Raw genomic sequence first — 24093 nt, forward strand, 5'->3', positions numbered from 1 at the left:
ACAACGAACCACCTTCAGCCGTCCGGAGTTGGTCAGGAATCGAGAAGCAAGCCGCAGCCTGGCTACCTAGGTTGGAGACATGACAACTCTTCACAGTGTGGTTCTGGAAGTGGCTGACCGTTCGTCGGCAGAGCGGTTTCTCACGGATGCCTTCGGGCTGAGTGGGCAGGTACGGGTGCGTGAGTCGAGCGCGGAAACGACTGGTTTTCGTGACTTCACGTTGTCGTTGACGGTGGCCCAGCCGAGTACGGTGAGCAGCGTGTTCGAGACGGCGGTGGCTGCCGGTGCGACGGTGGTGAAGCCGGTGACCAAGTCGCTCTGGGGGTACGGCGGCGTCGTCCAGTCGCCCGACGGCACGATCTGGAAGGTGGCCACCTCGGCGAAGAAGGACACCGGTCCGGCGACACGAGCGATCGACTCCGTCGTATTGCTGCTCGGCTGCACTGATGTTGCCGTGAGCAAGAAATTCTACGTGGACCACGGATTGGCCGTGGCGAGGAGTTTCGGGCGCAAGTACGTCGAGTTCGCCACCACGGGGCCCATCAAGCTGGGACTGTACGGGCGGAGGGCCCTGGCGAAGGACGCCGGCGTACCGGTCGACGGCAGCGGGTCGCACCGGATCGCACTGAGCGGGGACGCGGGCAACTTCGTCGACCCGGACGGATTCGTCTGGGAGCCCATGCCGGCAACGGTCGATGGCGATCTGACGAGCCGATGAGGTGGCGGGGCCGGCGGTGCGGCTACGGGCGCAGGATTTTCTCCATTGGCTTGCCCTTGGCCAGTTCGTCGACCAGTTTGTCGAGATAGCGGATCTTCTGCATCAGGGGATCTTCGATGTGTTCGACGCGTACGCCGCAGATGACTCCGGTGATCGACGATGCGCGTGGATTGAGTTCTGCGTCGGCGAAGAAGTCCTCGAAGGTCGTGCCCGCCTCCAGGTGATCCTTCAACGCTGCCGGCCCGAAACCTGTCAGCCACTCGATGACCTGATCGAGTTCGGCCTTCGTGCGTCCCTTCTTTTCGACCTTGGCCACATATAGCGGATACACAGACGCGAAAGTGGCGATGAAGATTCGGCTCATCTGACAAACGTAAAAGGTCGGCGGCCGGCAGGGCCTGGTCGGCTCGCCGAACGACGGCCGTTCGGGGCCCGGCTGACTCCTACCAGTGGCCTTTCCTGGTCCAGGGCGCTATCCCCGCTCCAGGTGCAGACAGCCGCCGCGGGTGCGAGCAAACGCACCTAGCGCCGCCGCGAACGTGCCCGCGAGCGCAACCTTGCCGAGCCACGCGAGGCAGCCCAAGGACAACGAAGTCCTGCTAGCTGCGCATGTGTTTGCCGCGGGTGGGTTTTTGGGGTTGTTGTGGGGGTGGGGTGCGGATGGCGCGGAGTTCGGTGGGGCGGTCGTGGTCGGGGCGGATGGCCTGGAGGCCGCCGGTGCCCGGGTCGGTGTCGCCGAGGTCGAAGTCCCAGCTGTCCTCGTTGGCGAGGCGGCTGTGCCAGCGGCCGTAAAGCCCGTAGATCGCGATACCGATGACCATCCAGATGCCGAACTTGGTCCAGGTGCTCGTCTTCAGGTTGAGCATCAGCCAGACCGTGGCGGCCAGTGACAGCAGCGGGATCAGCGGGACCATCGGCACCCGGAAGCCGCGCTCCAGGTTAGGCTCGGAGCGGCGCAGGGTGAGGACGCCGATCGCGCAGAACGCGAAGCAGAACAGGGCTCCGATGACGAGCAGTTCCTCGAGCTCCAGGACCTTCGGGTAGAGCGTGAGGGCCAGGGCGGCGACGCCCGCGGCGGCTGCGGCGCGGGCGGGGGAGGAGTACACGCGGCTGACGCGGCCGAGGCTCTTCGGGAGCAGGCCGTCTCGGCCCATGTTGAACAGCACCCGGCTCTGCGCGATGAGGACCACCATGATGACCGTCATCAACGCGAGCAGAGCACCTAGGTTGACCACCTTCGCGGCCCACCCGACCCCGACCGCGGCCAGCGCTTCGGAGACCGGTGCCCCGCCGCCCAGTTGGCCGTACGGGCGCATGCCGACCAGCACGACTGCCATCGCGATGTAGAGAATCGTCACCGCGCCGACGCCGAGCAGCATGCCCTGCGGGACGGTCTTGCGCGGGCTGCGGGCGTCCTCGGACGCGGTCGCGATCAGGTCGAAGCCGATGTAGGCGAACACGATCGTGCTCGCGGCCGTGAAGATGCCCATCGTCCCGAACGAGCCGAACGACGAGTCCAGGATCCAGCCCAGCAAGGTCGGGCTCGCGGTCGCGGGCGCGGCCCGGGCCGGCGGGACGAACGGGTGGTAGTTGTCCATGTTGATGTGCGCGGCGCCGACGATCACCACCAGCAGGATCACCGCGACCTTCGCGATCACGACGACGGTCAGCACGCGGGAGGAGAGCTTGGTGCCGGTCACGATCAGCGCGGTCAGGATCAGCAGCAGCAGCGGGGCCACCAGGTTCAACTTGGCCTCGGGGCCGAAGAACTGGGCCACTCCGGCGGGCAGCGTCACTCCGAAGCCGTCCAGCGTGGCCAGGAAGTACGCCGACCAGACCCGGGCGACGATCGCCGCCGCGGTGACGAGTTCGAGCACGAGCGCCCAGCCGACCAGCCACGCCCACGCTTCGCCGAAGGTGACGTAACTGAACGTGTACGCGCTACCGGAAACCGGGATGGTGGACGACAGTTCGGCGTAACAGGCCGCGGCCAGCAGACAGACGATCGCGGCGATGACGAACGACAGGATCACTGCCGGTCCGGCGACATTTGCCGCCTGAACGCCGCTGATGCTGAAAATGCCGGAGCCGATCATCACGCCCAGGCCGAGTACAACCAGGTCGCGACGACCGAACAAACGCGGCAGACGGTGCCGCGCGTCCTCGACTCGAGTGAACGCCGACTCGACCGGCAGGCGCCGGCCTACGGTCTGTCCGTTCGCTGAGGGGGCCATGGTCAGGGGTGCCTCCGTTGCTACTAGGGCAATCGGGCCGAACAGTAGTCGACCGTCGGGATATCGACCAGCCCTCCTCTCGTCGGTCTCCGCGCGGTGGCTTGCGATGCCGGGCCACCTCACGCATCGTCGAGGTATGACGCCGGACGAAGTCACCGGAAACCGTTCCTGGCCGGAGGGTTTCGCTGTGTTACTGGCTGACTACGAAAGGCATCTGACGGCGGAAAGAGACCTCAGCACTCACTCGGTCAGAGCCTACATCGGAGATGTCGCGGATTTACTCGAACATTTGATTCGGCTTGGTCACGATGATCTCGGGCAGTTGGATATCCGGAGCCTGCGCTCGTGGTTGGCGAAACAGCAAAGTCTCGGGAAATCCCGCAGCACGATGGCTCGCCGGGCGACGGCCGCAAGGGTGTTCACGGCCTGGGCGCAGCGGACCGGGCGGATCGGTACCGATCCCGGAGCGTTGCTGGCCAGCCCCAAGGCGCACAAGACTCTTCCTGGGGTGCTCGGTCAGGCTGATACCCGCGCGGTGCTCGACGCTGCGGCGGTTGCCGCGGACGACGGCAGTCCGGTCGGGCTGCGCGATCTCGCGATCATGGAGTTGCTCTATGCAACGGGTATCCGCGTCGGCGAGCTGTGTGCCCTCGACGTAGACGACGTGGACGACTCGCGCCGCGTCGTGCGGGTCTTCGGCAAAGGGCGGAAGGAGCGGTCGGTCCCGTACGGCGTGCCGGCCGGGCAGGCGCTCGAACGGTGGCTGGTCGAGGCCCGGCCGAAGCTGGCGCGTGAGGGGAGCGGGCCGGCGGCCTTTCTCGGGGCGCGGGGCGGCCGGATCGATCAGCGGACGGTACGGCGGATGGTGCACGAGCGGATCGCGGTCGTCGACGCACCGGATCTCGCGCCACACGGTCTGCGCCACACGGCGGCCACGCATTTGCTGGAGGGCGGCGCGGACCTCCGCAGCGTGCAGGAACTCCTCGGGCACGCGTCGCTCGCGACCACCCAGATCTACACGCACGTCTCCACGGATCGTCTCCGCCAAGCCTATCAGCAGGCGCACCCCAGGGCGTGACCCAGGCATGACATGGCCCGGGGATGCGGCGCGTGGGCGCCGGGATGCGGCAGACTGCGGGACATGCGGGTTTCGGCGAAGTCTGACTATGCGTTGCGAGCTCTGATCGAGATCACCCAGCGGTGGGTGGCCGGCGATGCGGCGGTGGTGTCGGCCGAGGAGCTGAGTCGGGCGCAGGGCATCCCGCACGGGTTCTTGCAGGGCATCCTGGCCGATCTGCGGCGGGCCGGCGTCCTGTCCAGCCAGCGCGGGCAGTCGGGCGGCTGGCGGCTGGCCGTCGACCCCAACGAGATCTCCGTCGCCGACGTGATGCGCGCGGTCGACGGCCCGATCGTGAGCATCTCGGGCGTCCGGCCGGAGAGCGTCACGTACAACGAGCACGCGGTCGTCCTGCAGCGGGTCTGGATCGCCGCTCGGGCGAGCCTGCGGGACGTGCTCGAGAACACCACGCTGATCGATCTCGCCAAGAACAAGCTCCCGGCCGGCGTCGAGCGCCGCTCGAAGGACGAGGACGCCTGGCAGGCCCGGGTCCCCGGCAGCTGACCGCATGTTACAGTCGTGGCTTATATAAGCCGCGACTGTAGGAGATGGGCGATGCAGCAGATCAAGACGTTCCTCATGTTCGAGGGCGGCGCGGAGAAGGCGATGACCTTCTACCTGTCGCTGTTCGAGGACGCGGAGATCGTGTCGATGGTCAAGTACGGCGCCGGAGGGCCGGGGCCCGAAGGGTCTGTGATGGTGGCCGTCTTCCGGTTGGCCGGGCAGCAGTTCATGTGCAGCGACAGCTATCAGCATCATGGCTTCACCTTCACTCCTTCGATGTCGTTGTTCGTGGACTGTGCGGACGAGGCGGAATTGGACCGGCTGTACGGCGCGCTGGTCGAGGGCGGGGGAGCGCTGATGCCGCTGGGTGACTACGGGTTCAGCAAGAAGTTCGGGTGGGTCAACGACCGGTACGGGGTGTCCTGGCAGCTGAACCTGCCGCACGCGTGAGGTTCATTCGCGCCTGATCAGCACGCCGGCGGTGAGTGCCAGGGCGGCGGTGGCGGCGATGACGAGCTTGGCCGCGCGCTGGTTGTGGTTCGGTGGGCTTTCAGGTGCAGGCGAGACGGCGCGGGGCGCTGCCGCGGCCGGTTGGGCCGGTCTCTCGGCGAGTGGGAGTAGGCGGACGGGGCGGTTGGGGAGCAGGGTCAGGGGATTGACGTACTGCTTGCCCTGGAGCAGGCCCCAGTGCAGGCAGGATCTGGGCACGCAGTGCGAGCCCGCGGCGGACAGGCGGCCGATGACGGTGCCGGTCTTGACGGTGACTCCGACCGACACCGCGGGGACGACGGGTTCGTACGTCGTACGGCGAGGACCGATGGCGATCGTGACGACGCCGCGCCCGGCTAGTGCACCGGCGTACGTGATCGTGCCGGCGGTGGCTGCGAGGACGGGTTGGCCGGGGCGGCCGGCGAGGTCGACCCCGCGATGGCCGGGGAGCCAGGGTTTCGCGGGCAGCTCGAAGCCGCGCACGATCTCCGGGCGGGGTTGGAGCGGCCAGGCCGCGACGGCGTGCGGAGGTGGGCCGGGTGTGGGTGGCGGGGGCGGGGCGGCGAGGGGGAGCAGGGCGAGGTTCATGCCAGGGAAGATGCCGGTTTCGGGGTGGCTGGGGACCGGCGATCCGGGATTTGTGGACAACCTGACCCGGTTCGCGTTGGGCGTGGGTGGTCCCGTACACTTCCGGTGGCGCCACACCTAGGTGGGGCGACTACGCATGCCCGCACAAGAGCGTCGAATCCGACGGTCCCGGAGCGATCCGGGTGGATTCGCGCGACGGGCATCAGGAGCCACGGATCATCCGGTCAGTGGCGAGACAACCGAGTAGACCCGGAGCGCAATCCGGGTCGCAATAAGGAGACCTCATGGCCGTCGTGACCATGAAGCAGCTGCTCGAGAGCGGCGTGCACTTCGGGCACCAGACCCGGCGCTGGAACCCCAAGATGAAGCGCTACATCCTCACCGAGCGCAACGGCATCTACATCATCGACCTGCAGCAGTCGCTGTCCTACATCGACCGCGCGTACGAGTTCGTGCGCAGCACCGTGGCGTCGGGCGGGGCGATCCTGTTCGTCGGCACCAAGAAGCAGGCCCAGGAAGCGATCGCCGAGCAGGCGACCCGCGTCGGGATGCCGTACGTGAACCAGCGCTGGCTGGGCGGCATGCTGACCAACTTCCAGACGGTGAACAAGCGGCTGCAGCGGCTCAAGGAGCTCGAGCTCATCGACTTCGACGACGTCGCCGCCTCCGGTGTCACCAAGAAGGAGCTGCTGCAGAAGCGTCGCGAGCACGACAAGCTGCTCAAGACCCTCGGCGGTATCCGCGACATGGCCCGGGTTCCGGCCGCCGTGTGGATCGTGGACACCAAGAAGGAGCACCTCGCCGTCGACGAGGCGCGCAAGCTGAAGCTGCCGATCATCGGCATCCTGGACACCAACTGCGACCCGGACGAGGTCGACTACCCGATTCCGGGGAACGACGACGCGATCCGCTCGGTCGGCCTGCTCACGCGGGTCGTCGCCGACGCCGTCGCCGACGGCCTGATGGGCCGCTCCGGCCAGGGCTCCGCCGCCGCCGGCGAGGAGCTGGGCCAGGAAGAGCCGATGGCCGCCTGGGAGCGCGAGCTGCTGGAGAGCCAGAACGGCACTGCCAAGACGGAAGCTGCCAAGACGGAGGCTGCCACGACGGAGGCTGCCACGACGGAGACCGCCGAGGCCGTTGCCGCTGCGGAGGCCACGGACGCTGTGGCCGAGCAGCCGCCGGTCGCCGAGTCCGGTGCGGTCGCGGAGACCGTCGCCAAGGCCGACGACACCCCGGTTGTCCCGGTCGACCCGGCCGAGGCTTCCGAGAAGTCCGACGAGGCCTGAGTTGCCTGCGGGGCCGCTCGGTTCACGCCGGGCGGCCCTCGCCGGACCGCATTCGCCGGTCCGTCACCGGGTACCGCCCGGTCAAGGGCCGGCGGACCGCCCGAGTCCCACTAGCTGACGCATCGACAAGACGAGAGATCGAGGAATGGCGAACTACACCGCCGCTGACGTGAAGAAGCTCCGCGACGCCACCGGCGCGGGCATGATGGACGCGAAGAAGGCGCTCGAGACCACCGACGGCGACTTCGAGAAGGCGATCGAGGAGCTGCGCATCCACGGCGCGGCCAAGGCAGCCAAGCGCGGCGCCGAGCGGTCCGCCACCAACGGCCTCGTGGCCGCGGCGGAGAACGCTCTGGTCCAGCTGAACTGCGAGACCGACTTCGTCGCCAAGAACGAGCAGTTCCAGCAGTTGGCCGCCGACATCGTCGCGCACGCCTCGGCGAGCAAGGTCGGCGACGTGGAGGGCCTGCTCAACGAGAAGCTGACCGACGGCAAGTCGGTCGCCGAGAACATCGAGGCCCTGGCCGCGGTCATCGGCGAGAAGCTGGAGCTCGGCCGGGTCGCCGTCTTCGACGGCAAGGTCACGGCGTACATGCACAAGCGCGCCGCGGATCTGCCGGCCCAGGTCGGCGTACTGGTCGAGTTCGAGGGCGACGACGTGGAGGCTGCCCGTGGCGCCGCCATGCAGGCCGCCGCGATGCGCCCGCTGTACACCACCCGCGACGAGGTCCCGGCCGAGACGGTCGAGAACGAGAAGCGGATCGCCGAGGCCACCGCGCGCGAGGAGGGCAAGCCGGAAGGCGCCCTGCCGAAGATCGTCGAGGGCCGGGTCAACGGCTTCTTCAAGGACGTCGTGCTGCTCGAGCAGCCGTCGGTCACGGAGAACAAGAAGACCGTGAAGGCCGTGCTCGACGCCGCCGGTGTCACCGTGAAGCGGTTCGCCCGCTTCGAGGTCGGCGCCTGATCCCGCGAAGGATCTGAGCGCACAGGCAACGAAGCACAAGGCAACGAACGAGGAGGCCGGAATCGTGACGGAAACCCTGGGTACCGAGACGAGTCCGGCCTCTTCGCCGTCCTCGCCCGCCTACCACCGCGTGCTGCTGAAACTGTCCGGGGAGGTGTTCGGCGGCGGCAAGCTCGGCGTCGACCCCGACGTGGTGAACTCGATCGCCAAGCAGATCGCGGACGTGGCGCGGGCGGGCGTGCAGGTCGCCGTCGTGGTCGGCGGCGGGAACTTCTTCCGCGGCGCCGAGCTCCAGCAGCGCGGCATGGAGCGGAACCGGGCCGACTACATGGGCATGCTCGGAACCGTGATGAACTGCCTGGCGCTGCAGGACTTCCTGGAGAAGCTCGGCATCGAGACGCGGGTGCAGACCGCGATCACGATGGGCCAGGTCGCCGAGCCGTACATCCCGCGCAAGGCCGAGCGGCACCTGGAGAAGGGGCGCGTGGTCATCTTCGGCGCCGGCTCCGGTATGCCGTACTTCTCCACCGACACGGTCGCCGCCCAGCGCGCGCTGGAGGTCGGCGCCGAGGCGCTGCTGATGGGCAAGCAGGGTGTTGACGGCGTCTACGACTCCGACCCGAAGAAGAACCCGGACGCGGTGAAGTTCGACCAGCTGTCGTACGACGACTTCCTGGCCCGCGGACTCCGGGTCGCGGACGCGACCGCGATCAGCCTGGCCCGCGACAACGCGCTGCCGATCGTGATCTTCGGTCTCGAGGAAGGCAACATCGCCCGGGTGATCCACGGCGAGAAGATCGGCACGGTCGTCTCCCGGGGGCAGTAACCCGGCGTACCCGGCGTTCTCGGTACCCCGCCCGTACGACTAGGATCGTCGGACACGGGTGGATGTCCGTTATCTGGTAGACCTGCGTTCGTAGGGTAGAAGTTGTGGCCGCGCCGAGGTGGCCCAGAGGAAGCGAGGAATGTCGTGATCGACGAAGCTCTCCGCGATGCCGAGCAGAAGATGTCGAAGGCCGTGGAGGTTGCGAAGGACGACTTCGCCGCGATCCGCACCGGCCGGGCGCACCCGCAGATGTTCGCCGGCATTCTGGCCGACTACTACGGCAGCCCGACCCCGCTGCAGCAGCTGGCCGGGTTCCAGGTGCCGGAGCCCCGGACCGTGCTGATCTCGCCGTACGACAAGGGTGCGATGGCGGCGATCGAGAAGGCGATCCGCGACTCGGACCTGGGTGTGAACCCGGGCAACGACGGCTCGATCATCCGGGTCGTGATGCCGGCGCTGACCGAGGAGCGCCGCAAGGAGTACATCAAGGTCGCGAAGACCAAGGCCGAGGAGGCCAAGGTCTCGGTCCGCAACATCCGCCGGCACGCCATGGACCAGGTGCACAAGACTGTCAAGGACGGGGAAGCCGGCGAGGACGAGGGCAAGAGTGCTGAGAAGCGGCTCGACGGGTTGACGAAGAAGTTCGTCGACTCCATCGACGACCTGCTCAAGCACAAGGAAGCCGAACTGCTCGAGGTGTGATGGGCGTCGACAGCACGCCTGCGCCGAGTCCCAGCCCGAGCCGTGCCGGGCGCAATCTGCCCGCGGCGATCGCGGTGGGGGTCGGGCTCGGCGCGCTGATCCTCGGATCGCTGTACTGGCAGAAAGTCCTGTTCACCGTCCTGGTGCTGGCCGTCGTGCTGGTTGCCGTCGACGAGATGATCAAGGCGCTACGCACCGGCGGGGCGGTCATCCCGCGAATCCCGCTGTTCGCCGGTACGACGGCGATGCTGGTGGCGGCGTACTTCGGTGGACCGATGGCACTGCTCGTCGCGCTCGGGATCACGGTGCTCGGGACGATCTTCTGGCGGATGCCGGGTGGGTCGGTCGGGTTCGTCCGGGACGTGACCGCCGGGGTGTTCCTGATCGGCTACGTACCGTTGCTGGCCGGGTTCGCGATCCTGCTGGTCCAGCCGGAGGCGGACGGACCCGGACGGGTGGTCACGTTCTTCGTGGTCGTCGTCGCCAGTGACGTCGGCGGTTACGCGGCCGGTGTGCTGTTCGGCAAGCACCCGATGGCGCCGACGATCAGCCCGAAGAAATCCTGGGAGGGTTTCACCGGCTCGGTGCTCGCGTGCATCGGCGGCGGCATCGCCGCGGTTGTCTTCCTGCTGGACGGTCACTGGTGGGTCGGTGCGATCGTCGGCGCGGTCGCAGTGCTGACCGCGACGGTCGGTGACCTCGGAGAATCGATGATCAAGCGCGACCTGGGGATCAAGGACATGTCGAATCTGCTGCCCGGCCACGGCGGCGTCATGGACCGGCTGGACTCGCTGCTCGCGACCGCGCCGGTCGTCTGGCTCCTCCTGCACCTGCTGGTGAAGGCATGACGGTCGCACCGGACGGACGCTCCCTGGTCGGCGACGTCGTACGCCTGGACCGGATGCAGGAGTCCGACATCGACGAGCTGTACGCCGCGATCGCCAACGAGCAGGTGTACGCGGGCGGCTTCGGCGGCGGCCCCGCCGCGATGCCCACCAGCGCGGAGGACATGCGCGCGCAGTGGATCCCGGCCGCGGCCAAGCGGTTCGCGTACGTCGTCCGCCTGGTTGCCGACGGCACCGTCGTCGGTACGTCGAGCCTCGGCGACGTCGACGTCGTCAACGAGCGGATCCACCTCGGGTGGACCGGCTACGCGCCGGCAGTCTGGGGGACGGCCGTCAATCCGGCGACGAAGCTCCTGCTGCTCGAGCATGCCTTCGAGACGTGTGGATTCGGGCGCGTGAAGATCCAGACCGGCTCGAAGAACACCCGGTCGCAGGCGGCGATCGCGAAGCTCGGGGCGACCCGCGAGGGCGTGCTGCGGCGGCACATGCTGTTGGCCGACGGCTCGTTCCGGGACACGGTGGTGTTCTCGATCCTGGCAGACGAGTGGCCGGACGTGCGCAAGCGGCTCGAGGACCGGATCAGCCGGTGAGCTTCGCCAGCGCCGCGTAGGTCGCCAGGAGTGCGGCGCGGTCGTAGGTGTTCGTGGTGATCAGCAGTTCGTCGGCAGCGGTGCGGCGTACCACGTCGGCGAGCGCCTCGTCGACGTCGGCCGGCGTGCCGTAGATCTGACCGCGGAGCGCGTTCTCGAAGAACTCCTGCTCGCGCGCGGTCATTTCCTCCGGTACGTCGGGCTGCAGCGGAGGGAACACGCCCCGCGTACGTGAGTACGCACTGGCCCATGCCTCCGGCAACAAGAGCTCTCGTGCCGCATCAGAGGAGTCAGCTACCGCAGCGGTGACAGCGAGGATGACGTACGGCTCCGACGCCCACGCGGACGGCCGGAATGTGCTCCGATATTCCTTGAGCAGGTCGGCCGAGTCCGAGCGCGCAGCCAGCACCACGGGCAGCCCCAGCGACGCCGCGATCGTCGCGCCTTCGCCGACAGCCAGAACGAACGGCGGGATGCGCAGTCCCTCACCCGGTCGCGCATGAACCTGGTCGGTCGACGTACCGGCCAGATACCCCAGGAGCTCCTGGACCTGCGCAGTGAAGTCGTCCGCTGCGTCCTTCTCGACACCGAGCGCCCGCCGTACGCCGTTGGTGAAGCCGACCGAGCGGCCGAGACCCATGTCGATCCGGCCCGGGTACAGCGACTCGAGTACGCCGAACTGCTCCGCGACTACCAGTGGCTTGTGGTTCGGCAGCATCACCCCGCCGGTGCCGACGCGGATCCGATCAGTGCGAGCGGCAACAGCCGCGGCCAGCACCGTCGGCGCAGAGCCGACCACTCCTGGCACGCTGTGGTGCTCCGACACCCAGAAACGCTTGTAGCCAAGCTCTTCCACCCGCTGCGCCAGCTCCACGGTCGCGCGCAGCGTCTCCGCCTCGGTCTCGCCTACACGCGTCCGGGAGCGGTCTAGAACTGACAGCGGGACGGAAAGCATGCAGAGTCCAACCTGCCCACCAGAGCACTCATTCCCCGAGCAGCAGCCGCAGGTCGTCGCGGAAACGATCAGCGGAGGAGAGGGGAGCGAGGAACTCCTCTTCCACCTCCAAGCGGATTCGCTCCGCGGTCTCGAATGTGGACTCGCCCAGTGGCGTCAGGACGACGACGTTCCGGCGCCGATCCTCCGGGCTGCGCCGGCGTTCGACGAAGCCACGTTCCTCGAGACCGTCCAGCAGATCGCCGATGGACGTCCGGTCCACCCGCAGTCGCGCGGCGACCTCGAGCTGCGAGAGCGGTTCACCGGACACGATCGCCGCCAGCACCGCCAGATCACGCCCGTTCAGGCCGTGCGGCGCCAACGCCGACGTCTGCGCCTCGGTGAGCTGCGCGAGGACGTGTTTGAGCAGGTACCCCAGCCGGTCGGACGCCATACCGTCAAATCTACCGGGTTACTGATCGTCAGGATCGCTGATCATCAGCTATCCTGACGATTATGGAACCGACCTTCGGTCTGAAGACCACCCCGATGCATGTCCCGTACGCCGAGATCCGCCGCGTCTGGCTCGAGGCCGACGAGGTGCCGCAGATCCGCGACGCCTGGCTCTGGGACCACTTCCTCCCGCTCGCCGGCCCGAAGGACGGCGACGTACTCGAGGGCTGGACCCTGCTGACCGCGCTCGCCGCGCAAACCACGCGACTCCGCCTCGGCCTCCTCGTCACCAGCAACCGGATCCGCCCGCCGGCCGTCCTCGGCAAGATCGCCAGCACGCTGGACGTGATCTCCGGCGGCCGGCTGATCATGGGCCTCGGCGCCGGAGGCACCCACCAACCAGCCGGCCAGAGCGGCATCCCCGGCCCGAATCCCGCGATCGAGGAGTACGCCGCCTACGGGTTGACGCTCGTCCCTCCGGGGGAGGGCATCGACCGGCTGCGCGAGACGATCGAGATCCTGCGCCGGATGTGGACCGAGGACGAGTTCGACTTCCACGGCCGGTATTACACGCTGGAGCGGAATCGCAACGCGCCGAAGCCGGTCCAGCAAGGTGGCCCGCCGCTCCTGATCGGCGGTTGGGGCAACCGCATGCTGCGCCTCGTCGCGGAGTACGCCGACACCTGGAACATCAGCGGCCCGCCGCATGTCGACTTCGGCGTCATTGCCGATCGCGTACGCCGTTTGGACGCGGAATGCGAGCGGATCGGACGGGACCCGTCGACGATCAGCCGCTCGCTGCAGCAGATCGTCTCGTACGACGCCCCGGCCGAGACCCGGGAGATCGTACGAAAAGCCGTTGAACTCGGCTTCGATCACATCGTGCTCTCGCTGCCCCGCCCGTACCCGGAACGCGCCGTGCGCTGGTTGGTTCGCGAAATCATCGACCCTTTCCACTGAGCTGGAAACCAGTGGTGATTTTTTCACCACGACTCAACGCGCCGTGTCAGTATCAAACAAGGATGACCCGCCCCGGTCGTCCAGTGAGGAGCTGACATGATTCCCACCACGAAGTTCAAGGCCGCTCTGAGCGGTCTCGCCCTGATTGCGGCCGCGGTGCTTCCGCTGAACGCGGCCGGCGCCGTACCGCAGACCGTCTCGGCCGAAGCGGTCGCGGCGAGCAAGCCGGTCCCGAAGCTCGGCTACTCGACGCAGACCGTCAAGACGCTGAACATCGACTTCCAGTACCAGCAGACCGGCTACTGGTGCGGCCCGGCCGCAACCCGGATCGCGCTCTCGGCGCGGATCTCGCCGCCGAGCCAGCAGCAACTGGCCAACGAGTTGCCGACCACAACCAACGGCACCGACTGGATCGGCCAGGTCACCAGGGTGCTCAACAACCACCTCGGCACCGGCTGGTACGAGACCAAGGAGATGCCGAACGACCCGCCCACCCAGGCGCAGCGCGACCTGCTCTGGCGGGACGTCGTACTGGACATCGACAACAACTACCCGATCGTCGCCAACATCGTCGCCCCGGCCGGCAACCACCCGCCGGGCTACCCGAACTACACGATCTACCACTACTTCACGGTGATCGGGTACGACGACAGCGACCAGACCGTCCTCATCGCCGACCCGGCCGGCTTCGCCCCCACGGCGACGTACTGGCTCACCTTCAACCAACTGGCCACCCTCATCCCGCCCAAGGGCTACTCGGCCTGAGCAACTTTGAGAAGCCACCGATCATTTCGCCGCCCCGAGAATGGTCGGTGGCTTCTCAAAGTTGGGAGAGGCGGGTCAGCGATACTGGTGCGTGTGAGTCGAGCGCCGCGGTTGGAGATCGAGTACTGCACGCAGTGCCGGTGGTTGATGCGCGCGGCGTGGACCGCTCAGGAGCTGCTGACCACGTTCCCGAAGGAACTGGGGGAGGTGGCGCTCGTCCCGGGGACAGGGGGAGTGTTCGACGTCAGCCTCGACGGGGAGCTGTTGTGGTCGCGGAAGGCGGAGGGTGGATTCGCCGAGATCCCGCTGCTGAAGCAGATGGTCCGTGACCGGATCGCGGCGGACCGCAAGCTCGGCCACTCGGACCGCAAGGAGAGTGATCCGCAGCACGCCGGAGATGTGAATTTGTGAAGCGCCGTACCGGCGGGCGACAATAGGTCGGTTATGTCTACTTCCCTTCCCCTTGTGTTCGATGAGCCGCGCCGTGCCAAGAAGCCGCCGCGGCACCTGGCCGATCTCACCGGGGAGGAACGGCGTACGGCGGTCGAGGCGCTGGGCGAGCCCGCGTTCCGGGCCAAGCAGCTGTCCAACCACTACTTCTCCCGGCTGGTGTCCGACCCGGCCGAGATGACCGACCTGCCGGCGGCGACCCGCGACAAGCTCGTCGCCGACCTGATGCCGCCGCTGCTCACCCGGGTTCGCGACCTGGAGTGCGACAACGGCGAGACCCGCAAGACGCTGTGGAAGCTGCTCGACGGTTCGCTCGTCGAGTCGGTCCTGATGCGGTACCCGGGCCGCGTGACGATGTGCGTGTCGTCCCAGGCCGGCTGCGGGATGGCCTGTCCGTTCTGCGCCACCGGTCAGGGCGGTCTGACGCGCAACATGACGACCGCGGAGATCGTCGAGCAGGTCGTCGACGGTGCGCGGGCGCTCGCGCGCGGCGAGGTCGCCGGCGGGCCGGGACGCGTCTCGAACATCGTGTTCATGGGCATGGGCGAGCCGATGGCGAACTACAAGGCCGTGATGGGCGCCGTACGGCGGTTCACGGATCCGTCGCCGGAAGGTCTCGGGATCTCGGCGCGCGGTGTGACCGTGTCGACGGTCGGGCTGGTGCCGCGGATCAACCAGCTGGCGACCGAGGGGATCCCGGTCACGCTCGCGCTGTCGCTGCACGCGCCGGACGACGAGCTGCGCGACGAGCTGGTGCCGATCAACAACCGCTGGAAGGTCGACGAGGTGCTGGACGCGGCCTGGGGGTACGCGCGGCAGACGAAGCGGCGGGTCTCGATCGAGTACGCGATGATCCGCGACATCAACGACCACGCCTGGCGGGCCGATCTGCTCGCCGAGAAGCTGAACGCGCGCGGCGACTGGGGCTGGGTGCACGTCAACCTGATCCCGCTGAACCCGACGCCGGGCTCGAAGTGGACCGCGTCCGACCCGGCCGACGAGCGCGAGTTCGTCCGCCGTCTCGAGGCCGGCGGGATCCCGGTCACGGTCCGCGACACCCGCGGTCAGGAGATCGACGGCGCCTGCGGCCAGCTCGCCGCCAGCGAGTCCTGATGCTGAAGCCCGCGTTCAGCGTGCGCCGGCTCGGTGACCGCTACGACCGCGGGGAGGTCGACGCGTTCGTCGACCGCGTAGTCGCCACGGTCGAACGCCGGTCGGTCGGTCCGAACGTCACCGTGGACGACCTGCGGAACGCTGCCTTCCGTACGCCGTTGCTCGGCCCGGGTTATCGGGCCGACGAGGTCGACGACTTCCTGACCGAGGCGGAGCGCTGGCTGCCCGATCGCCCGGTGGCTCGTCCGTCCGGGTCGGTCAACGGCGAGCGGACGGCCCCGCTGTTCACGCCGGTGCGGTTGCGCGAAGGCTACGCGCCGTACGAGGTCGACGAATTCATCGACCGGTTGATGGCAACCGTCAACGGGCTACCGGTCAAGCGGCCGGTGACGGTACGCGAGATCCGGCATGTCCAGTTCACGCCGGTCCGGCTGACCGAGGGGTACGACGTGGCAGAGGTCGACGCCTTCCTCGACACCGCCGAGGAATGGCTCAGCTAAGCGTCCACCTTGGTGAGGGTCTTTGCGAGCGCCGCGGGCTGGGAGAACATCGGCCAGTGGCCGGTGTTCAGTTCCACCAGCTCCCAGGACGGGGAAGTGAGCTGCTCGGCCACCGAGGACGAGGGCGTCGCGCCGTCCATCAGGCACTTGATGTACGTCGTGGGCAGCTCGCCGATCGGCCTGGTCAGCTGAGCCGGCTCGGTGATCGAGCGGCCGGGATGCGGCGTACCGCGCTCCAGGATCAACGCGACGGACTCGTCGGAGAGGTCCTGGCCGACGTAGTCCTCCGCGGTCAAGGGTGGCCAGTAACCGCCGGACTGCTCCAACTGGTCCCGAACCCAGGCCTGACCCTCCTGGGACCAGCCGTCCACGAAGGACTTCCCGTGGGTCGGGATGTTCGAGTCGACGTACACCACCCGCCGCAACCGGTCCCCGATCCGTCCCGCCGCCTGTCCCACCGGGACACCGGCGTAGCTGTGCCCCGCAAGCACAACCTCCCGCAGATCGTTCTCCTCGATCACGGCCACGATGTCCTCGACGTGCTGCAGCTGCCCAGCGTCCTGTCCTCGCCGCTCGGCCAGCCCACTCAGAGTCACTGGATAGACGTCATGCCCCTCGTCCCGCAGCACACCCGCGACGTCATCCCAAGCCCAGGCCCCCAACCAAGCCCCCGGCACCAACACAAAATTCGCCATGCAGCGCACCGTAAACCACGCCACCGACAGACTGCGCAGCATGCGTCTACGGCGGTCCGGAGGGGCAGGCCGGCTGGGGGTGGCGGCGGTCGGCGAAGGCGCGGTGGGGCATGATCGAGCGGTGAAGATTCTCTCGATTCAGTCGGCGGTTGCCTTCGGGCATGTGGGTAACTCGGCAGCTGTGTTTCCGCTTCAGCGCATCGGTGTGGAGGTGCTGCCGGTGTACACGGTGAACTTCTCGAACCACACCGGCTACGGGGCGTGGCGTGGTCCCATGATCAGTCCTGACGACGTACGAGAGGTTCTGCTGGGGATCGAGGACCGCGGGGTCCTTCCGCAGATCGACGTGGTGCTCTCGGGCTATCAGGGTGGCGAGGGAATCGCCGACGTGATCCTCGAGACGGTCGAGCGGGTAAAGGCGGCCAATCCCGCGGCGGTGTACTCCTGCGATCCGGTGATGGGGAACGCGAAGTCCGGGTGCTTCGTCGCTCCCGCCATCCCGGTGCTGCTGCGCGATCGGGTGGTTCCGGCAGCCGACATCATCACGCCCAACCAGTTCGAGCTGGGTTTCCTGACCGGCACCGAGCCGGACACGCTCGAGTCCACACTGGCCTCGGTGGAGCTGGTCCGCGCGACCGGGCCGCGCACGGTGCTCGTCACCAGCGTCGAGCGTCCCGATCGCGAGGACGGCACGATCGAGATGCTGGCCGTCGACGACAGCGGCGCGTGGCTCGTGCAGACGCCGTACATCCCGATGAAGGCGAACGGCTCGGGTGACGTGACGGCCGCGCTCTTCACGGCGCACTACCGCCGTACGGGTGATCTCGCGGAGGCGCTCGCGCGCACGACCTCGAGCGTTTTCGACCTGCTCACGCACACCCACGAGTCGGGAGAGCGCGAGTTGCAGCTCGTCGAATCACAGGACGCGTACGCCAACCCGCAGATGCAGTTCAAGCCACACCGGGTCGCCTGACGAAACTGAGGGCATGCACATTCGCCGGTACGAAGAGGCAGACCGCTCAGCCGTCCTCGCCCTTGCCCCACGCCTGACCGAAGGTGTCGCGCCCTGGCGCTCACCCGAGGGTGTGCTTGCAGCCGTCATCGGATGGGTAGTTGAAGCCCTGCACCGTGCCGGGGAACCCGGACGCTTCGTGTTCGTTGCCGAGGACGGCGACGACATCACAGGCTTCGTCGCCGGCGAGCAACGCGCCCACTGGTCCGGCGACCGCGAGCTGTACGTCGGTGAGTTTGGTGGTCGCTCAACCCTACGAGGGCCGTGGAATCGGTCGTGCGCTGATGGAAGCAGTCACCGACCACGCGAGGCAGCAGGGCCTGAGGTCGATCACCTTGGACACCGGCGCCGCCAACACCAACGCCCGTACGTTCTACAACCAGCTCGGCTTCGAGGAGGAGGACGTCAAGCTGACGAAGAGGCTCAGCTGACCAACGAGGCTGCCTCATCGATGGTGTCGACCAAGTGGATCGAGTGGGTCATGGGGCGGTTGGTGGCCAGGGACTGGAGGAGCGGCCACACCGGCAGCTTCACGGTCCAGTGCTCCACGCCGACGAGGACGAGGGGGATCTGGGTGGCTGCGTCGCCGTAGTAGTTGGGGGTTACCGCCTGGAAGACCTCCTGGACGGTGCCGGCGGCGCCGGGGAGGTAGATGATGCCGCCTCGGGCGCGGCCGAGGAGGACGTCTTCGCGTTGGGCGTTCGAGAAGTACTTCGCGATCGAGGCGGCGAACACGTTGGGCGGCTCGTGGCCGTAGAACCACGTCGGGATCGACACCCCGCCGTTCCCGGGGAACCGAGCCCGCACGCCCAGCCCTGCCGCTGCCCACGCGCCGATCGACGGGCGGAACGACGGTACGGCGGCCAGCTCGGTCAGCGCGGCGTCGACGTCGGCATCGTCGTACGACGCCAGTGACGCACCGAGGTTGGCGGCCTCCATCGCGCCCGGCCCGCCGCCGGTGACGACCAGGTGGTTGCGCCGGGCAAGCGTACGGCCGAGCAGTACGGCGGCGCGGTAGTTGCCGTCGCCCCGCAGTACGCCGTGACCTCCCATCACCCCGACCCACGGCTTGTCGTCGGGCAGTTCTGTCAACGCATCCGCGATCGCGTGGTCGTGGAGCGCGGTGGCGAGCGTACGGCTCGTATCGCCCTTCTCGTCGTGCTGACGGGACCACGCGTAAATCCGGGCGTCCGGAGTCGCGTCGTACCCGTTCTCGAGACCGGCGTACAGCTCGTCGGCGTCGTACAGCCGCCCGCGGTACGCGTCGAACGGCAACTCGGGGATCGCCGGGAACACCAGCCCGCCGCCGTCCCGGACCCACGCGTCGGCCTTGTCCTCCAGCACGCAGCCGAGGAACACCGAGCCGGTCGGCTGCAGCCCGAGGAGTTCCGCCGTACGGCCAGTCAGATCCACCGACTCCACCCGCCACCCGGCCATCGCGGTGGCCCCCGCTGCCAGCAGCCGGTCGAACTGCTCCAACGACTCGATGTCCACGTGCGGAATGCTCGGCATTGTCACGGAGAGCACACTAATAGACGCCTGCTATCGGCTGAGGTAATGCTTAGGGCATGACACATGCGGAGCTCTGGGAGCGTCACAAGGCCGTTATGCCGGCTTGGCTCGCGTTGTACTACGAGGAGCCGATCGAGATCGTGCGGGGGTCCGGCCGCCGGGTCACCGACGGTGAGGGGAACACGTACCTCGACTTCTTCGCCGGCATCCTGACCAACGCGATCGGGTACGACATCGCGGAGATCTCCGATGCGGTGCGGGAGCAGTTGGCGTCCGGGATCGCGCACACCTCGACGGTGTACCTGATCCGCCAGCAGATCGAGCTGGCCGAGCAGATCGCCGAGCTGTCCGGGATCCCGGACGCGAAGGTGTTCTTCGCCAACTCGGGCACCGAGGCGAACGAGACGGCCCTCCTGCTCGCCACCCAGAACCGCCGCTCCAACCAGGTGCTGGCGATGCGCAACTCGTATCACGGCCGCGCGTTCGGCACCGTTGCGATCACCGGCAACCGCGGTTGGTCCGCGAGCAGCCTGTCGCCGGTGAACGTGCAGTACGTGCAGGGCGCGTACCGCTACCGCAGCCCGTTCCGCGACCTGCCCGACGCGGAGTACATCAAGGTCTGCACCGATGACCTGCGCAACGTCATCGAGACCACGACAGCCGGCGACGTCGCCTGCATGATCGCGGAGCCGATCCAGGGCGTCGGCGGGTTCTCGTCACCGCCGGACGGTCTGTACGCCGCGTTCAAGGAGGTCCTGGACGAGTACGGGATCCTGTTCATCTCGGACGAGGTGCAGACCGGATGGGGCCGCACCGGCGACCACTTCTGGGGGATCCAGGCGCACGGCGTCGTACCAGACGCGATGACGTTCGCGAAGGGCCTCGGGAACGGGTTCGCGATCGGCGGCGTGGTCGCGCGCGGCGACCTGATGGACAGCGTCAAGGCGAACTCGCTGTCGACGTTCGGCGGCAACCCGATCTCGACCAGCGCGGCGAAGGCCACGATCGACTACCTGCTCGACAAGGACCTGCAGGCGAACGCGGCCAAGCGCGGAGCGCAACTCGTCGACGGCCTGCGCGGCATCTCCGACGAGTTCCCCGAACTCGGCGATGTCCGCGGCAAGGGTCTGATGCTCGCCGCCGAGCTGGTCAAACCGGACGACAACAGCCCGGACGCCGCGGTGACGGCCAAGCTCCAGCAGGAAACCAAGAACCGCGGCCTGCTGGTCGGCAAGGGCGGCCTCTACGGCAACGTCCTCCGCATGGCGCCCCCGATGACCCTGACCGAGGAAGAAGCCGCCGAAGCCCTCGACATCATCCGCGACTCCTTCAACACCCTGCGCTGAACAAGAATCGAGGGCCCCTCCACTTGGAGGGGCCATCGATTGTCAGACCGGAGCTCCTTCGCTCGGGTCATTGGCCAGCGGCAGTGGTGGCGGGGCGCCGGTGATCTTGCGGCGCCGCCTCGAGCGGCCCTCCAGGTAGCGGGCCAGCAGCGACAGCAGCGAACACAGACCGATGTAGATGACCGCGGTCACGATGTACGTCGGGATGTAGGGGAACCCGTACGTGAGCCGGCCGCCCATCTGCTTCGCGACGTACAGCAACTCGCCGTACGTGATGATGAAGCCGAGCGCGGTGTCCTTCAGCAGGACGACCAACTGGCTGACGATCGCCGGCAGCATCGCGCTGATGGCCTGCGGCAGCAGCACCATTCGGACGACCTGGTTCTTCCGCAGACCGAGCGCGTACGCCGCCTCGCGCTGACCCTTCGGTACGGCGGCGATGCCGGCCCGGAAGATCTCCGCGAGGACCGACCCGTTGTACAGGGTCAGACCGAAGACGACCGCCCAGAACGGGCTCAGCCCGAGGCCGAACTGGATGTTGCCGAAGTAGAAGTAGAACATCAGGATCAGCAGCGGGACCGCGCGGAACAGTTCCACGATCAGGGTCGCCGGCGTCCGCACCCACTTGTGGTCGCTGATCCGGGCCGCGGCGAACACCGCGCCGAACAGCATCGCCAGCACGGCTGCGAGACCGGCCGCCTTGAGTGTGTTCAGCAGGCCTTCCAGCATCTGCCGCTGGATCGACGAGTACTGGAACTGCCGCCAGAGCCGTCCCTCGAACTGACCGAACGCGTACATCCGGTGGATCAGCCAGGCGATCGCGCCGAGCAGCACCAGCAGGACCACGACGTTGGAGATCCGGTTCCGCAGCTTCGCGCGCGGCCCGGGCGTCTCGTACAGAACTGCGCTCATCAGGCTACCGCCGTCCGTCGTTCGGCCCACCGTTGCAGGAAGATCAGCGGCACGATGAGGATCAGGAATCCGATCGTGATCCACAGCAGCGTGACCAGCTGGTTCTCACCGCGCTCGGACATCGCTGCCGGGATCGAGCCGGCCTCCACCACCGAGAAGCCGGCCGCGATCGTGGTGTTCTTCAGCAAGGCGATCAGGACACTCATCAACGGCGGGATGATCGCCCGGAAGGCCTGCGGCAGTACCACGATCGTGAGCACCTGGAAGAACGACATGCCGACCGCGCGGGCCGCCTCGGACTGGCCCGGAGCGATGGTGTTGACGCCCGACCGGACCACCTCGCAGACGAACGCCGACGTGTAGATCGTCAGCGCGCCGACCGCGGTCCAGAACGGGTTGGGCAGGGCGAGGTCCATCTTGGCGGCGCCGAAGAACAGGAACGCGAAAACCAGCGTGAGCGGGGTGTTCCGCAGGATGTTGACGTAGCCGGTGCCGAAGCCGCGCAGCGCGGGCACCGGGGAGACGCGGAACGCGCCGAGCACGGTGCCGATGATCAGGCTGAGTACGCCGGACACCAGGAACAGCCTGATGGTCAGCCAGAAGCCGTCCCGGAACAACGGCCAGTTGTCGGTGAGGACCGAGAACATCGCGACCTTCCTCTTACCTGCCTGTGCCTACAGGAACAAAGTCCGGCCGCGGAGCCCAGTCGAGGACACCGCGGCCGGCTGCTGGATCAGTACTTCTCGAGCGGCGGCGGGGTCGAGTCCGAACCCGACTTGCCGAGCGTCTCGCCGTAGATCGCCTTCCAGGTGCCGTCGGAGGCCGACGTCTCCAGGATGGAGTTCACCTTCTCGCGCAGCGCCTTGTCGGCCAGCGGCAGGCCGATACCGTACTTCTCGGTGCTGAACGGCTTGCCGACCACGCGCAGCTCGTCGGGCGCCGTCGCGGCGTACCCCTTGAGGATCGCGTCGTCGGTGGTGACCGTGTCGACCTTCTTGTCCAGCAGCTGCGAGACGCACTCCGAGTAGGTCTTGAACTCGGAGATGTTGCTCGCCTCGGTCAGCTGCTCGTCCTTGACCCGCTGGATCGGGGTCGAGCCGGTCGCCGAGCAGACCTTCTTGCCCTTCAGGGCGGTCTTGCCGGCGTCCATCGAGGGGTCGTTCTTGCGGACCAGCAGGTCCTGACCGGCGATGAAGTACGGGCCGGCGAACGAGACCTGCTTCTTGCGCTTGTCGGTGATCGAGTAGGTGCCGACGTAGTAGTCGATCTCACCACCGGCGATCGCGGTCTCGCGGTTCGCGGACGGGATCTCCTTGTACTCGATCTTGTCCGGGTCGACGCCGAGGCCGGCCGCCACCATCCGGGCCACCTCGATGTCGAAGCCGCAGCGCTTGCCGTCGGCATCCTTGTAGCCGAGGTTCGGCTGGTCGGCCTTGACGCCGACGGTCACCTTGCCGGCGGACTTGATCTTGGTGAACGCCGTGCTGCCGGGCACGTCCACGCCGGTCGCGGCGGTGAACTTGTGCAGCTCGCCACAGGAGTCGGTCGCGTTGCCGCCGCTGTTGCCGCCGCCGGCGCTCGGCTCGTCCTTGCCACAGGCGGCGGCGGTCAGCGCGAGCGCTGCGACGCCGCAGGTGGCGACGAGGGTGCGCATTCTCATGATCAGGTTCCCCTTCGTTTCGTTGCTGGGTACGGCTGCGGGCGGAGGTCAGTGCTTGAGGATCTTGCCGAGGAAGTCCTGGGCACGCCTCGAGGTCGGGTTGGTGAAGAAGGTCTCCGGGCTGGCTTCTTCGACGATCTCGCCCTCGGCCATGAACACCACCCGGTTCGCCGCGGTCCGGGCGAAGCCCATCTCGTGGGTGACCACCACCATCGTCATGCCCTGTTTGGCCAGGTCGACCATCACCTCGAGGACCTCCTGGATCATCTCCGGGTCGAGCGCCGACGTCGGCTCGTCGAAGAGGATGACCTTGGGGTCCATGGCCAGCGCCCGCGCGATCGCGACGCGCTGCTGCTGGCCTCCGGACAGCTGAGCCGGGTACTTCGAGGCCTGGTTGGCCACCCCCACCCGTTCCAGCAGCTCCATCGCCCGCTTCTCGGCCTGCTTGGGGTCGGTCTTGCGGACCTTCAAGGGGCCGAGGGTGACGTTCTGCAGGATCGTCTTGTGCGCGAACAGGTTGAACGACTGGAAGACCATGCCGACGTCGGCCCGCAGCTTGGCCAGCGCCTTGCCCTCGCTGGGCAGTGCTTGGCCGTCCAGCAGGATGTCGCCCGAGTCGATCGGTTCCAGCCGGTTGATCGCGCGGCAGAGCGTCGACTTCCCGGATCCCGACGGACCGATCACCACGACCACTTCGCCCTTGGCGATGGACAAGTTGATGTCCTTCAGGACGTGCAGCTCGCCGAAATGTTTGTTGACACCGGTCAGCGTCACCAAACCCGTTTTCGTCAAGGTGTCGGAATCGCTCATGGCCAGAACCTACTGGAGCCGGGGGTGCGCCCGCAGGCCCGGGTGGTTCCCCCTTGGTAACGATCTGCAATAAACCTGGGCTGACCGTAGCCGGACGGTCACGGATTG

At 67.7% G+C, this 24093-nt stretch carries 30 protein-coding genes; 18 read left to right on the forward strand and 12 right to left on the reverse strand.

All coding sequences use genetic code 11. From position 1 onward, the window contains the following. Positions 1 to 79 precede the first annotated feature (79 nt). On the forward strand, positions 80 to 718 hold the full coding sequence (locus tag EV647_RS36600; RefSeq protein ID WP_134011299.1) for a glyoxalase: 639 nt from the start codon (positions 80 to 82) through the stop codon (positions 716 to 718). 22 nt (positions 719 to 740) lie between these two features. Here EV647_RS36600 and EV647_RS36605 read toward each other — a convergent pair whose 3' ends face one another. After that, positions 741 to 1082: a DUF2200 domain-containing protein gene (locus EV647_RS36605; protein WP_134011301.1), complete on the reverse strand. Its 342-nt coding sequence runs from the start codon at positions 1080 to 1082 to the stop codon at positions 741 to 743. Positions 1083 to 1317: 235 nt separating this feature from the next. Further along, entirely contained in the window at positions 1318 to 2952 is a 1635-nt protein-coding gene (locus EV647_RS36610) for an APC family permease (RefSeq protein ID WP_134011302.1), read from the reverse strand. Positions 2953 to 3088: 136 nt separating this feature from the next. Here EV647_RS36610 and EV647_RS36615 point away from each other — a divergent pair, with 136 nt between their 5' ends. The 3 genes from EV647_RS36615 to EV647_RS36625 all read left to right on the forward strand — a co-directional run bounded on the left by EV647_RS36615 (position 3089) and on the right by EV647_RS36625 (position 5023). Continuing rightward, positions 3089 to 4030: a tyrosine recombinase XerC gene (locus tag EV647_RS36615; RefSeq protein ID WP_134011304.1), complete on the forward strand. Its 942-nt coding sequence runs from the start codon at positions 3089 to 3091 to the stop codon at positions 4028 to 4030. Between the two features lie 63 nt (positions 4031 to 4093). Further along, positions 4094 to 4573: an Rrf2 family transcriptional regulator gene (locus tag EV647_RS36620; protein ID WP_130387678.1), complete on the forward strand. Its 480-nt coding sequence runs from the start codon at positions 4094 to 4096 to the stop codon at positions 4571 to 4573. Between the two features lie 51 nt (positions 4574 to 4624). Further along, positions 4625 to 5023: a VOC family protein gene (locus tag EV647_RS36625; RefSeq protein ID WP_134011306.1), complete on the forward strand. Its 399-nt coding sequence runs from the start codon at positions 4625 to 4627 to the stop codon at positions 5021 to 5023. A gap of 3 nt (positions 5024 to 5026) precedes the next feature. Here the strand turns inward: EV647_RS36625 and EV647_RS36630 are convergent, their stop codons facing one another. Continuing rightward, on the reverse strand, positions 5027 to 5650 hold the full coding sequence (locus tag EV647_RS36630) for a M23 family metallopeptidase (RefSeq protein WP_134011308.1): 624 nt from the start codon (positions 5648 to 5650) through the stop codon (positions 5027 to 5029). A gap of 284 nt (positions 5651 to 5934) precedes the next feature. Here EV647_RS36630 and rpsB point away from each other — a divergent pair, with 284 nt between their 5' ends. The 6 genes from rpsB to EV647_RS36660 all read left to right on the forward strand — a co-directional run bounded on the left by rpsB (position 5935) and on the right by EV647_RS36660 (position 10863). Further along, on the forward strand, positions 5935 to 6936 hold the full coding sequence (gene rpsB, locus EV647_RS36635) for a 30S ribosomal protein S2 (RefSeq protein WP_134011310.1): 1002 nt from the start codon (positions 5935 to 5937) through the stop codon (positions 6934 to 6936). A gap of 145 nt (positions 6937 to 7081) precedes the next feature. Then, positions 7082 to 7900 (forward strand): translation elongation factor Ts, encoded by an 819-nt coding sequence (tsf, locus tag EV647_RS36640; RefSeq protein ID WP_134011312.1) that lies wholly within the window; start codon positions 7082 to 7084, stop codon positions 7898 to 7900. A 64-nt stretch (positions 7901 to 7964) separates the two neighbouring features. After that, positions 7965 to 8726 (forward strand): UMP kinase, encoded by a 762-nt coding sequence (gene pyrH, locus EV647_RS36645; protein WP_130387683.1) that lies wholly within the window; start codon positions 7965 to 7967, stop codon positions 8724 to 8726. A 147-nt stretch (positions 8727 to 8873) separates the two neighbouring features. After that, positions 8874 to 9428 (forward strand): ribosome recycling factor, encoded by a 555-nt coding sequence (gene frr / locus EV647_RS36650; protein WP_202876447.1) that lies wholly within the window; start codon positions 8874 to 8876, stop codon positions 9426 to 9428. Then, on the forward strand, positions 9428 to 10276 hold the full coding sequence (locus EV647_RS36655; RefSeq protein ID WP_134011316.1) for a phosphatidate cytidylyltransferase: 849 nt from the start codon (positions 9428 to 9430) through the stop codon (positions 10274 to 10276). The genes frr and EV647_RS36655 overlap by 1 nt, the downstream gene beginning before the upstream one ends. Next, positions 10273 to 10863 carry a GNAT family N-acetyltransferase gene (locus EV647_RS36660; protein ID WP_134011317.1) on the forward strand — a complete coding sequence of 197 codons (591 nt, stop codon included), beginning with the start codon at positions 10273 to 10275 and terminating at the stop codon, positions 10861 to 10863. The genes EV647_RS36655 and EV647_RS36660 overlap by 4 nt, the downstream gene beginning before the upstream one ends. Here the strand turns inward: EV647_RS36660 and EV647_RS36665 are convergent. Both EV647_RS36665 and EV647_RS36670 read right to left on the reverse strand, forming a co-directional pair. Then, positions 10853 to 11818, reverse strand: coding sequence for an LLM class flavin-dependent oxidoreductase (locus EV647_RS36665; protein WP_134011319.1), 966 nt, complete (start codon positions 11816 to 11818; stop codon positions 10853 to 10855). The genes EV647_RS36660 and EV647_RS36665 overlap by 11 nt on opposite strands. 28 nt (positions 11819 to 11846) lie before the next feature. Continuing rightward, positions 11847 to 12251: a MarR family winged helix-turn-helix transcriptional regulator gene (locus EV647_RS36670; protein ID WP_134011321.1), complete on the reverse strand. Its 405-nt coding sequence runs from the start codon at positions 12249 to 12251 to the stop codon at positions 11847 to 11849. Between the two features lie 62 nt (positions 12252 to 12313). On the opposite strand from EV647_RS36670, the gene EV647_RS36675 reads away from it, so the two are divergent. The 5 genes from EV647_RS36675 (at position 12314) to EV647_RS43555 (ending at position 16038) form a co-directional block, all read left to right on the forward strand. Continuing rightward, a complete protein-coding gene (locus tag EV647_RS36675) occupies positions 12314 to 13210 on the forward strand; it encodes an LLM class flavin-dependent oxidoreductase (protein WP_202876437.1) in 897 nt (298 codons plus the stop codon). Between the two features lie 96 nt (positions 13211 to 13306). After that, a complete protein-coding gene (locus tag EV647_RS36680; RefSeq protein ID WP_134011323.1) occupies positions 13307 to 13975 on the forward strand; it encodes a C39 family peptidase in 669 nt (222 codons plus the stop codon). 93 nt (positions 13976 to 14068) lie between these two features. Further along, positions 14069 to 14386: a SelT/SelW/SelH family protein gene (locus EV647_RS36685; RefSeq protein ID WP_134011325.1), complete on the forward strand. Its 318-nt coding sequence runs from the start codon at positions 14069 to 14071 to the stop codon at positions 14384 to 14386. Positions 14387 to 14419: 33 nt separating this feature from the next. Beyond that, entirely contained in the window at positions 14420 to 15538 is a 1119-nt protein-coding gene (rlmN, locus tag EV647_RS36690) for a 23S rRNA (adenine(2503)-C(2))-methyltransferase RlmN (RefSeq protein WP_134011327.1), read from the forward strand. Further along, entirely contained in the window at positions 15538 to 16038 is a 501-nt protein-coding gene (locus tag EV647_RS43555; protein ID WP_134011329.1) for a DivIVA domain-containing protein, read from the forward strand. Before rlmN ends, EV647_RS43555 begins: the two co-directional genes overlap by 1 nt. On the opposite strand, the gene EV647_RS36700 is transcribed toward EV647_RS43555, so the two are convergent. Next, positions 16035 to 16733, reverse strand: a complete 699-nt coding sequence (locus EV647_RS36700) for an alpha/beta fold hydrolase (RefSeq protein WP_134011331.1) — start codon at positions 16731 to 16733, stop codon at positions 16035 to 16037. The two genes, EV647_RS43555 and EV647_RS36700, sit on opposite strands and share 4 nt — an antisense overlap. Before the next feature lie 121 nt (positions 16734 to 16854). Here EV647_RS36700 and pdxY point away from each other — a divergent pair, with 121 nt between their 5' ends. Continuing rightward, the gene (pdxY, locus tag EV647_RS36705) at positions 16855 to 17706 is read left to right on the forward strand and encodes a pyridoxal kinase PdxY (RefSeq protein WP_134011333.1); all 852 of its coding nucleotides are present in this window, start codon (positions 16855 to 16857) and stop codon (positions 17704 to 17706) included. 100 nt (positions 17707 to 17806) lie between these two features. Here the strand turns inward: pdxY and EV647_RS42295 are convergent, their stop codons facing one another. Then, on the reverse strand, positions 17807 to 17947 hold the full coding sequence (locus tag EV647_RS42295) for a hypothetical protein (protein WP_166680511.1): 141 nt from the start codon (positions 17945 to 17947) through the stop codon (positions 17807 to 17809). Positions 17948 to 17975: 28 nt separating this feature from the next. Here EV647_RS42295 and EV647_RS42300 point away from each other — a divergent pair, with 28 nt between their 5' ends. Continuing rightward, positions 17976 to 18176: a GNAT family N-acetyltransferase gene (locus EV647_RS42300; protein WP_370344639.1), complete on the forward strand. Its 201-nt coding sequence runs from the start codon at positions 17976 to 17978 to the stop codon at positions 18174 to 18176. On the opposite strand, the gene EV647_RS36715 is transcribed toward EV647_RS42300, so the two are convergent. Beyond that, positions 18169 to 19257, reverse strand: a complete 1089-nt coding sequence (locus tag EV647_RS36715; protein ID WP_202876448.1) for an LOG family protein — start codon at positions 19255 to 19257, stop codon at positions 18169 to 18171. The two genes, EV647_RS42300 and EV647_RS36715, sit on opposite strands and share 8 nt — an antisense overlap. A gap of 56 nt (positions 19258 to 19313) precedes the next feature. On the opposite strand from EV647_RS36715, the gene EV647_RS36720 reads away from it, so the two are divergent. Then, on the forward strand, positions 19314 to 20603 hold the full coding sequence (locus EV647_RS36720; RefSeq protein WP_134011339.1) for an aspartate aminotransferase family protein: 1290 nt from the start codon (positions 19314 to 19316) through the stop codon (positions 20601 to 20603). A gap of 42 nt (positions 20604 to 20645) precedes the next feature. Here the strand turns inward: EV647_RS36720 and EV647_RS36725 are convergent, their stop codons facing one another. The 4 genes from EV647_RS36725 to EV647_RS36740 all read right to left on the reverse strand — a co-directional run bounded on the left by EV647_RS36725 (position 20646) and on the right by EV647_RS36740 (position 23952). Beyond that, the gene (locus EV647_RS36725) at positions 20646 to 21515 is read right to left on the reverse strand and encodes an amino acid ABC transporter permease (protein WP_134011341.1); all 870 of its coding nucleotides are present in this window, start codon (positions 21513 to 21515) and stop codon (positions 20646 to 20648) included. Further along, a complete protein-coding gene (locus tag EV647_RS36730) occupies positions 21515 to 22162 on the reverse strand; it encodes an amino acid ABC transporter permease (protein WP_134011343.1) in 648 nt (215 codons plus the stop codon). The genes EV647_RS36725 and EV647_RS36730 overlap by 1 nt, the downstream gene beginning before the upstream one ends. Before the next feature lie 86 nt (positions 22163 to 22248). After that, positions 22249 to 23175 (reverse strand): glutamate ABC transporter substrate-binding protein, encoded by a 927-nt coding sequence (locus EV647_RS36735; RefSeq protein ID WP_134011345.1) that lies wholly within the window; start codon positions 23173 to 23175, stop codon positions 22249 to 22251. Positions 23176 to 23223: 48 nt separating this feature from the next. After that, complete coding sequence (locus EV647_RS36740) at positions 23224 to 23952, reverse strand: amino acid ABC transporter ATP-binding protein (protein WP_166680147.1); 729 nt, start codon at positions 23950 to 23952, stop codon at positions 23224 to 23226. Positions 23953 to 24093: the final 141 nt, after the last annotated feature.

It is taken from the genome of Kribbella sp. VKM Ac-2566 (assembly GCF_004366005.1).
Taxonomy (GTDB): domain Bacteria; phylum Actinomycetota; class Actinomycetes; order Propionibacteriales; family Kribbellaceae; genus Kribbella; species Kribbella pratensis.